The organism is Streptococcus sp. A12, assembly GCF_905372335.1.
GTDB lineage: Bacteria > Bacillota > Bacilli > Lactobacillales > Streptococcaceae > Streptococcus.
On record NZ_CAJPOU010000099.1, the window covers coordinates 1 to 3081 of the forward strand.

The 3081-nt window shown below is 42.5% G+C and carries 2 protein-coding genes; both read left to right on the forward strand.

The features are described 5' to 3' along the window. Window positions 1–1602 (forward strand): peptide cleavage/export ABC transporter (locus tag QZ158_RS08115; protein WP_293887474.1); only part of this gene is annotated, 1602 nt, incomplete at its 5' end. 27 nt (window positions 1603–1629) lie between these two features. Continuing rightward, window positions 1630–2991: a bacteriocin secretion accessory protein gene (locus QZ158_RS08120; protein ID WP_293887476.1), complete on the forward strand. Its 1362-nt coding sequence runs from the start codon at window positions 1630–1632 to the stop codon at window positions 2989–2991. The last annotated feature ends 90 nt before the right edge of the window (window positions 2992–3081 follow it).

Consider the following 3081-nt stretch of genomic DNA (forward strand, 5'->3'; position numbering starts at 1 on the left):
GGTTCTTACTACCTACAATCGATTATTGATACCTATGTGCCTGATCAGATGAAGCAGACGCTGAGTGTGATTTCACTAGGGTTGATCGTGGTTTATATCCTACAGCAGGTCCTGACCTATGCGCAAGATTACTTGCTTCTTGTTTTAGGCCAACGCTTGTCTATTGATGTTATTCTGTCTTATATTAAGCATGTTTTTCAGTTGCCTATGAGTTTCTTTGCAACTCGACGGACAGGAGAAGTGGTATCGCGGTTTACAGATGCCAACCGCATTATCGATGCTCTGGCTAGTACACTGCTTTCAATCTTTTTGGATCTGTCTATTGTTTTGATTTTATCAGTAGTCCTGTTTAGCCAAAATGCTCACCTCTTTTTCTTGACCATTCTCTTGTTACCGATTTATGCGGTCATTATTTTTGCCTTTATGAAGCCTTTTGAGCGCTTAAATAATGAAACCATGGAAGCTAATAGTGTTTTGTCTTCTTCCATCATCGAAGATATCAATGGGATCGAAACCATCAAGTCTCTTACCAGTGAGCGGAGCCGCTATCAAAAGATTGACTCAGAATTTGTGGACTATCTCAAGAAGTCCTTTGCCATGAGCAAGGCGGAGAGTCTACAAAAGGGGCTCAAGCACTTGGCCCAGTTGATTTTGAATGTCTTGGTCTTGTGGTTGGGAGCTCATTTGGTCATGAAGCAAGAATTGAGCTTGGGGCAGTTGATCACTTACAACACTCTCCTTGTTTATTTCACAGGCCCTTTAGAGAACTTGATCAACCTCCAAACCAAACTTCAAGCAGCCCGAGTGGCCAATACCCGTCTGAATGAAGTCTATTTGATAGACTCTGAGTTCGCAGAGAAGAAGCCTCTTCAAGATTGTGAGGCTCTCGATGGTGATCTGGTTTTTGAGGGAGTGGACTACAAGTACGGTTTTGGAGCTAACGTTCTTACCGATATCAGTCTCACGATCAAAAAAGGGAGCAAGGTAAGTTTTGTTGGTATTTCAGGTTCTGGAAAAACCACGCTAGCAAAGATGATGGTGAATTTCTACCAACCCAATAAAGGGACGATTCGCCTGGGAGGAACGGATATCCAGCAAGTGGATAAGACCTTGCTCCGTCAGCAAATCAATTATTTACCCCAGCAGCCCTATGTCTTTAACGGTACGATTTTAGAGAACTTGTTACTGGGAGCGCAGGAAGGAACTAGTCAGGAAGATATCTTGCGCGCTGTTGAAATCGCAGGAATTCGAGAAGATATTGAGCGAATGCCCCTCAATTACCAAACAGAATTGACTACGGATGGAATGGGAATCTCTGGTGGTCAACGGCAACGGATTGCCTTGGCGCGTGCCTTATTAACGGACGCTCCGATTCTGATCTTGGATGAAGCGACCAGCAGCCTGGATATCTTGACGGAGAAGAAAATTGTGGACCGCTTGATGGCCTTAGACAAAACGATTATCTTTATCGCCCATCGGTTAACGATTGCGGAACGGTCTGAAAAAGTCTTCCTCATGGACCAAGGTCGTCTGAAGGAAGAAGGAAGCCATGAAGAACTGCTGAAAAAGAATGGCTATTACAGCCATTTGGTGACTTGTTAAGAGAGGACTAGGAGAAAAAAAGAAAGTATGATGAACGAAAAATATTTTGAAAGTGCAGAATTCTATCAGAAACGTTTCCATAATTTTGCTAGTTTATGGGTAGTCCCTTGTTTTCTTTTACTACTGTTTGTTGTCGGTTTCTCTGTCTTTGCCAAGAAGGAAGTGACCTTGTCTAGTCGTGGAACGATTGAAGCTACGCGCGTGGTAGACCAAATCCAGTCAACGAGTAATTCTCCCATTCAAGTCAACCATTTGAAGGAAAATAAAGAGATTAAGAAGGGAGAAATCTTGGTAGAATACCAAGAGGATCAGGAAAAACAACAAGGAATGAGCTTAACGCAACAGCTCGACCTCTTAAAGAAACAGGAGGAACAATTAAAATTGTTGAAAACGAGCATTGAGACTGGGGAGAGCCAGTTTACAGGAAATGAGCATTTTGGGTATGACCAGCTGTTTAAGGATTATCAGCAACAAATAGCGATTCTCCAAGCGCAAGCCCATCAACAAAATGCAACCATTGCTTCTCAAAATGCCAGTGCAAGTTCCAGTCAAGCAGAAATTGGCCAAGCTATCCAAGACCAAGAGAAGCGATTAACTGATTACCATAGTCTAAAATCAGCTCTACTAGAGGGAAGAAGTCTGGATGCGACTCATCCACTTTATTCTCTCTACCAGAGTTACGCTCAGCAATCACATGGAGAAGAAAACGCTCAAGCACAAGCTTCTTTTATCAGTCAGCTAGATAGTCAAATCCAGCAGTTAGAGGCAAGTATTTCTAATTATCGAATTCAATATGCGGGATCCGGAAGCCAACAAGCTTTTTCTACCAGCTTAGATAGTCAAATAGCCTCCCTGAAAGCTCAACAGCTGAGTAAAGTTGGACAAGATTTACTGCTTCTTTCTCAGCAAATTGCAGATCTAGACAGTAAGTTAAAAACACAAGAAAATCTTCTTCAGAAGACTCGGATTCTAGCCAAGGATGAAGGAGTGATTCATTTGAATGATGAAACCAAAGGAGTGAGTATTGTAGCGGAAGGCACTCCTTTGGCTCAAGTTTATCCACTCATTCAGAAAGAAAAAGAAGTCAAGATTGTTACCTATATTCCTTCAAAAGATATAGCTACGATTCATGTAGGTGATCGGATTCGCTTTAGCACACAGGGAAGTAAACAAAAACCAATTACGCTAGAGGCCCGTATTAGCTCAATTGCTTCGAGTGCCACTCGGACAGAACAGGGGAACTTTTTCAAAATAGAGGGAGTTCTTCGTCTCAAGGATCAGGAGGCCAAACTCCTACGATATGGTTTGGAAGGGAAGTGTGTCCTGATTACAGGAGAGAAATCTTACTTCAGTTTCTTTGTGGATCAATTTTTTGGAGCAGGGAACTAAAGAAACATAACATAAAAGAGGCTGGGACAAAAGTTCTAGCCTCTCAATTGTCTTTGGATTGTCGAGCAAGACGCAGTGGTTGAGTGGGCT

Excerpts from the sequence above, each read along its gene's own strand:
- QZ158_RS08120 (WP_293887476.1), top strand. The coding sequence starts at position 1,630 with ATGATGAACGAAAAATATTTTGAAAGTGCAGAATTCTATCAGAAACGT.